The sequence below is a fragment of the Cupriavidus sp. 05N40 genome, from assembly GCF_056397305.1.
On record NZ_JBFTND010000286.1, the window covers coordinates 1 to 7,116 of the forward strand.

Annotated in this window: 5 protein-coding genes; 3 read left to right on the plus strand and 2 right to left on the minus strand. The window is 67.4% G+C overall.

Annotated features, from left to right (window positions below; translation table 11 throughout):
* Positions 1-1,150, minus strand: a 1,150-nt coding sequence (locus tag AC1DO7_RS37775) for an isovaleryl-CoA dehydrogenase (protein ID WP_477117326.1), incomplete at its 3' end; no start/stop codon positions are given.
* 83 nt (positions 1,151-1,233) lie between these two features.
* Positions 1,234-2,958, minus strand: coding sequence for an AMP-binding protein (locus AC1DO7_RS37780; protein ID WP_477117327.1), 1,725 nt, complete (start codon positions 2,956-2,958; stop codon positions 1,234-1,236).
* 322 nt (positions 2,959-3,280) lie between these two features.
* On the opposite strand from AC1DO7_RS37780, the gene AC1DO7_RS37785 reads away from it, so the two are divergent.
* The 3 genes from AC1DO7_RS37785 to AC1DO7_RS37795 form a co-directional block, all read left to right on the plus strand.
* Positions 3,281-3,988, plus strand: a complete 708-nt coding sequence (locus AC1DO7_RS37785) for a TetR/AcrR family transcriptional regulator (protein WP_441622463.1) — start codon at positions 3,281-3,283, stop codon at positions 3,986-3,988.
* 281 nt (positions 3,989-4,269) lie between these two features.
* Entirely contained in the window at positions 4,270-5,022 is a 753-nt protein-coding gene (locus AC1DO7_RS37790) for a DUF3348 domain-containing protein (protein ID WP_441622465.1), read from the plus strand.
* A gap of 10 nt (positions 5,023-5,032) precedes the next feature.
* Positions 5,033-7,116: DUF802 domain-containing protein (locus AC1DO7_RS37795; RefSeq protein WP_477117328.1), on the plus strand; the 2,084-nt coding region annotated here is incomplete at its 3' end.

A 7,116-nucleotide genomic window follows, 5' to 3' on the forward strand; every position in this document is an offset into this window, starting at 1 on the left:
CTTGGCGTCGCGCCACAGGCGGCCCACCGGGTATTCGTTGATATAACTTGGCGTCGCGCCACAGGCGGCCCACCGGGTATTCGTTGATATAACCGTTGCCGCCCAGGATCTGCACCGATTCGCCGGCCATCCAGGTGGCTTTCTCGGCCGTGTACAGGATCACCGCGGCGCAGTCCTTGCGCACCTGGCGCACGTGCTCCGTGCCCACYGCGTCCAGGTTCTTGCCCACCGTGTACAGGTAGCTGCGCGCCGCCTGCAGCGTGGTGTACATGTCGGCCACCTTGCCCTGGATCAGCTGGAATTCGCCGATGCTCTGGCCGAACTGCTTGCGGTCGTGGATGTAGGGCGTGACCACGTCCATGCACGCCTGCATGATGCCCACCGGGCCGCCGGACAGCACCGCGCGCTCRTAGTCCAGSCCGCTCATCAGCACGCGGGCGCCGCCGTTCTCGGCGCCGAGGATGTTCTCCACCGGCACTTCCACGTCCTCGAACACCAGCTCGCCCGTGTGCGAGCCGCGCATGCCGAGCTTGTCCAGCTTCTGCGCCACCGAGAAGCCCTTCATGCCCTTCTCGACGATAAAGGCGGTCATGCCGCGCGCGCCCAGGTCCGGCTCGGTCTTGGCGTAGACCACCAGCACGTCGCAGTCCGGGCCGTTGGTGATCCACATCTTGGTGCCGTTGAGCACGTAGCGGTCGCCCTTGAAGTCGGCGCGCAGCTTCATGCTGACCACGTCSGAGCCGGCGTTGGGCTCGCTCATGGCCAGCGCGCCGATCCAGTCGCCGGAGACCAGCTTGGGCAGGTACTTCGCCTTCTGCGCGGCCGAGCCGTTGCGGTGGATCTGGTTCACGCACAGGTTGGAGTGCGCGCCGTAGGACAGGCCGACCGAGGCCGAGGCGCGGCTGATTTCCTCCATGGCCACCATATGGGCCAGGTAGCCCATGTTGGCGCCGCCGTATTCCTCGGCCACCGTGATGCCCAGCACGCCCAGGTCGCCCATCTTCTTCCAGGCGTCCATCGGGAACTGGTCGGTGCGGTCGATCTCGGCGGCGCGCGGGGCCAGTTCGGCCTGCGCCCAGTTGCGCACGCTCTCGCGCAGCATGTCGATGTCTTCGCCGAGGCGGAAATTCAGGCCGGGGAGTTCGTTCATATCAATGCTCGTAGTCTGGTTGGATGGGCCGCCCCGGGGCAGGGCGGCCTTGCGTCGGATGGGGGCAGGGACCGGCAGGATCTTCAGGCCGTCTTGTTCTCGCTCAGCCCGAGTTCCTTCGTCATGCTGTCGCGCATCACGAACTTCTGCACCTTGCCGGTGATCGTCATGGGCATCTCGCTGACGAAGCGGATATAGCGCGGGATCTTGTAGTGCGCGATCTGGTCGCGGCAGAAGGCACGGATGTCATCCTCGGTGGCGGTCTCGCCCGGCTTGAGCACGATCCACGCGCACACTTCCTCGCCGTACTTTGCGTCCGGCACGCCGAACACCTGCACGGCCTGCACCTTCGGGTGGCGGAACAGGAATTCTTCGATCTCGCGCGGGTAGATGTTCTCGCCGCCGCGGATCAGCATGTCCTTCACGCGGCCGACGATATTGCAGTAGCCCTCTTCGTCGATGGTGGCCAGGTCGCCGGTATGCATCCAGCCGTCGCGGATCGCCTCGCGCGTGCGCGGCTCGTCGTCCCAGTAGCCTTGCATCACCGAATAGCCGCGCGTGCACAGCTCGCCCTTCTCGCCAACCGGCACGATCTCGCCGGCGCCGTCCACGATCTTGACTTCCAGGTGCGGCTGGATGCGGCCCACCGTGGTCACGCGCTTGTCGAGCGGATCGGTGGTGGCGCTCTGGAACGACACCGGGCTGGTCTCGGTCATGCCGTAGGCAATCGTCACCTCGGCCATGTGCATCCGCGCGATCACGCGCTTCATGGTCTCGATGGGGCAGGGCGAGCCCGCCATGATGCCGGTGCGCAGGGAGGAGAAATCGTACTTCGCAAAATCGGGATGATCGAGCTGCGCGATAAACATGGTCGGCACGCCATGCAGCGCGGTGCAGCGCTCCTCGCTGACGGCCGCCATGGTCGCCACCGGCTCGAACGCCTYGCCGGGGAATACCATGCACGCGCCGGTGGAAACGCACGCCAGCACCGCCAGCACCATGCCGAAGCAGTGGTAGAACGGCACCGGGATGCACAGCTTGTCCTGTTCGGAGAAGCGCATCGCCATGGCGATGAAGCGCGCGTTGTTGACGATGTTCCGGTGCGTCAGCGTGGCGCCCTTGGGCGCGCCGGTCGTGCCGCTGGTGAACTGGATGTTGATCGGGTCATTGCGGTCCAGCGAAGCGCTGATGGTGTCCAGCTCCCCGGTGATGGCATGCGTGCCGTGCGTGAGCAGCGCATCGTAGTTCAGCATGCCGGGCGTACGCTCGCCGCCCATGCGGATCACCCAGCGCAGCGCCGGCAGGCGCGCGGCCTGCAGGTGGCCCGGCTCGCTGGTGGCCAGTTCCGGCGCCAGCGTCTGCAGCATCTCTAGGTAGCGTGACGTCTTGAACGATTCCGCCGCCACGATCGCCTTGCAGCCCACCTTGTTCAGCGCGTATTCCAGCTCCGACAGACGGTAGGCCGGGTTGATGTTGACCAGCACCAGTCCCAGGCGCGCGGTGGCGAACTGCGTCACCAGCCATTCCACCCGGTTGGGCGACCAGATCCCGATGCGGTCCCCGCGCTCCAGTCCCAGCAGGCGCAGGCCGCCCGCCATGGCATCCACCACCTGGGAGAATTCCAGCCAGGTCCAGCGCACCCCCTGTTCGCGGAATACCACCGCCTCCCGGCCGGGAAAGCGCGCCACCGTTCCGGCAAGCAAGGCCGGCACCGTCAGCTCGGACAAAGGGATGTCGGTCTCGCCCCGTACATGGGAACGTCCCGCCATGGRCAAAGTCGATGGGTCAGCCGCACCCTGCATCGTCATACTCGTCTCCAAAGCGCTGTCGCAATCTTGTCTGAACCCCGGATTTCTGAGTCTTGGTCAACTTTGTTGAGTAAGGCTCAAGTTTCGGGGTGCGCATATTTTTTGCCCGCCTGGCCTATGTATTAGGCGGATAGTCAGGCGCGCTGAGTGCAAAAGTACACGCTGGCTCCGAAAAAAGCAACCTTGAGTTGAGTAAAGATCAATTACAATGCCATGACACGCACCGAGGCTGCGCCGCAGCATGCCCGGGCGGCCAGTCAGCGCCAGTGTTTGCTGCGCCGCACTATAATCGCCGGCTCCCGGCAAGCGAGGTAACAAGTCGATGGACGACATCATGGTGCGGCGCCGCGTCCCCGCTGGCGCCAAGGCGGAGCAGCGCATCCGCGATATCCTGCGCGTCAGCCGCGAAGTCTTCGCCGAGCTGGGCTACGAGCGCGCCACCACCACCGAGATCGCCCAGCGCCTGGGCATCTCCGAAGCCACCGTCTTCACCTACTTCCACGGCAAGCGCGAACTCTGCGCGCGCGTGATCGAAGACTGGTACGACGAGATCATCGGCGTGGTCGAGGAAGGCCTGCCGCGCGACCAGAGCACCAAGGTCCAGCTCGAGTTCTACGTCCGCACCCACCTGCGCCTGTTCCTGATCCAGGGCACCGGGCTGTGCGCGCTGGTGCTGTCCGAAGGCCGTGCCAAGGGCCCCGGCCTGGGCGAAGTCTTCGTGCCACTGCAGCGGCGCTACACCGCGCCGCTGATGGACCTGCTGGCAAGGGCGCGGGAGAGCGGCGAGATCCGCACCGACCTGCCGCTCAGCCTGCTGCGCTCGGCCATCCTCGGGCCGATGGAACATATCCTGTGGGACGCCATCGCGCGGCAGCGGGAAGTGGATATCGAGCGCACGGCGCGGGATATCGTCGCGCTGCTGTGGCCGGCCCTGCAGCCCCCCGATCTGGAAGCCGCCGCGTTGCGGCAATTCTATGGCGAGGTGGGCGCCGCGCTCCGGCGCGTCGAACAGGGTGGGGCAGGCGCCTGAGGCCCTGCGCGGCCTTCTGCCGGACAGCCGCTTCGGTGAAGCCATGCCGGCGCTGATCAACGCCGTCAGCATGCTGGCGGCGAGCACGCCGGACAGGTGGGTTGAACTAAGCGATCCATTTCGCCCAGGTCGCGCGCCGCTGCCGCCAGCGGTTCGTCGCTGACGCCGGGGGCGCGCGGCATGTCGGTCGACACCGGGTACGGATGGCGGCCGGACAGCGGGCAGTAGCAGGCGTCCTGCCGTCGGGGGTGTAAACTCCTCCCTTTTTTGACTCTGGTGGTATGGTGCAAGCCCCTCGGCACACAGGTTTCAGCGGCCCGACGCTCGTTCGCTTGCTTGCTCGCCTGACGGACGTCGATGTTCCCGAATCCAGGCAATCCCTGTCGGACCGGCTGAGCCAATGGCTTGGCTGGACGGATGCCATTGCGCTGTCCGGGGCGCTGAACGGCAGTCCGCCGGCGGTTGCCACCGGCGCGCGGACATTCGGCAGCGCCGAGGAGCGCGAATGCGCGCGCGTGCGGACCGCGCTGGCGGATGCCATTGCCGGCGATACCGCGTCCACCGCCGCCAGGCGGTCCGGGCGCGCGCCGGTGCCCACGAAGGCAGCACACGTGGACACGGATGTCGATTACGCTACTTTTCGTCAGCGCTATCTCTCTTTGCAACAGACGATGGAGACGAATATCGGCAACTTGCGCACCCGCCTGCGCGGCATGCTGGCCGGCAGGTCGCCAGAGATGGCCCGGCTCGCGGCGGTGGATGGCGTGATGGAGGGAGCGCTGGTCGTGCGCGAGCGCAGCCTCCTGGCTACGGTGCCCACGTTGCTCGCAGGGCACTTCGAGCGCTTGCGCCGGGCGGAGAAGGCGGCGCTGGCGGACGCCGAGGCCGCCGAGGCCGCCGAACGCCCCGCGGCGGTGACGCCCGGCGCATGGCTGGAAGTGTTCCGCAAGGATATGCAGAGCGTGTTGCTCGCTGAATTGGAAGTTCGTCTACAACCGGTAGAAGGCCTGCTCGCGGCTTTTCGCACCAGCTAATTAGGGCGCCATGTCCCGATATCTTGTTAAGTTTGCTGTTTTCCTGGCGGGTCTGATCGCTGTGTGCTGGATCGGCGTGGGCTATGTCGGCTCGAATGCGCTGGCGCTGGCGGTCACGATGCTGGTTGGCGCTTTCTACCTGGCGGGCGCGCTCGAGTTGTGGCGCTATCAGCAGGCCACATCCGGCCTGACGCACGCCGTGGCAGGCTTGTCCGAAGCGCCGGCCAGCCTGGGCTCCTGGCTTGAGCAATTGCACCCCAGCCTGCGCAATGCGGTGCGGCTGCGCATCGAGGGTGAGCGCGTGGGCTTGCCGGGGCCGTCGCTGACGCCGTATCTGGTGGGCCTGCTGGTGCTGCTGGGCATGCTGGGCACGTTCCTGGGCATGGTGGTGACGCTGCGGGGCACCGGGATGGCGCTGGAAAGCGCGACGGACTTGCAGGCGATCCGCGATTCGCTGGCCGCACCGGTCAAGGGCCTGGGCTTTGCGTTCGGCACCTCGATCGCCGGCGTGGCCACTTCCGCGATGCTGGGGCTGCTTTCCACCTTGTGCCGGCACGCGCGGATCCAGGCGGCGCAGATGCTGGACGCCAAGATCGCGACGACGTTGCGCATCTATTCGCAGGCCCATCAGCGCGAGGCATCCTTCAAGCTGCTGCAACAGCAGGCGCAGGCGATGCCCGCCCTGGTTGACCGGCTGCAGGCCATGATGGCGGCCATGGAGCAGCAGAGCGCCGCCATGAACGAGCGGCAGATGGCCAGCCAGGACGCCTTCCAGGGCAAGGCCGAGGCCGTATACAGCCGCCTGGCCGGCGCCATGGAGCAGTCGCTCAGGGAAGGCGTCGCGGAAAGCGCCCGCGCGGCGGGTGCGGCGCTGCAGCCGGCCGTGGAGGCCACGATGGCAGGTCTTGCGCGCGAAACAGCGTCGTTGCACGACGCTGTCTCGCAGGCCGTGCAGCGTCAGCTCGATGGCCTGTCCACGGGATTCCAGGCCACCACGACCAAGGTGGCGGGGATCTGGGGCGACGCGCTGGCGGGCCAGCAGCGTGCGAACGAGGCGCTTGCCCGGGACCTGCGCGGCTCGCTCGACGGCTTTGCCGCGACTTTCGAGCAGCGCTCGGCCAGCCTGCTGGAAAACGTCTCGACCCGCCTGGAGACCGCGGCGGGCAGCGTATCGGAGGCGTGGAGYGACGTACTGGCGCGGCACGAACGCGTCAGCGCGAAGCTGGCAGGCGACAACCAGCACGCCCTGGCGGCGGCCGCGGCGACCCTGGAGCAGCACTCGGCATCGCTGGTGCGCGCGGTGGGCCAGTCACATGCCGGCCTGCAGGCGGAGCTTGCAGCGCGGGATGAACAGCGGCTGGCGGTATGGGCCGAGACGCTCGGTGCGATGACGACGGCGCTGAATCAGGCGTGGGAGCAGGCGGGGGCGCAGACCGCGAGCCGGCAGCAAGCGATCTGCGAGACGCTGGCACAAACCGCGCGCGACATGTCGGACCACGCGCAGGCGCACGCCAGCAACACGGTCGCCGAAATCGACCGGCTGGTGCAAATCGCCGCGCAGGCCCCGCAGGCCGCGGCGGCCCTGCAGGCGGAACTGGCATCGCGCGACCAGGAACGGCTGGCGGCCTGGACCGGATCGCTGGGCTCGATGGCAGCCACGCTGCGCACGGAATGGGAACTGACGGGCGCACACACCGCCAGCCGGCAGCAGGAAATCTGCGAAGCACTGGCCCAGACCGCGCGCGAGATTTCGTCGCAGACGCATGCGCACGCCAGCAATACGATCGCCGAGATCGACCGGCTGGTGCAAGCCGCCGCCGAGGCCCCCAAGGCTGCTGCGCAACTGCAGGCGGACCTGGCATCGCGGGACCAGCAGCGGTTGGCGGCCTGGACCGAGTCGCTCGCCGCGATGGCAGCCACGCTGCGCAAGGAATGGGAGCAGACCAGCACGCATACGGCGAGCCGGCAACAGGAAATCTGCGAGACGCTGGCGCGGACCGCGAGCGATATCTCGTCCCGGACGCAGGCACACGCCAGCGAAACGATCGCCGAGATCGACCGGCTGGTGCAAGCCGCCGCCGAGGCCCCCAAGGC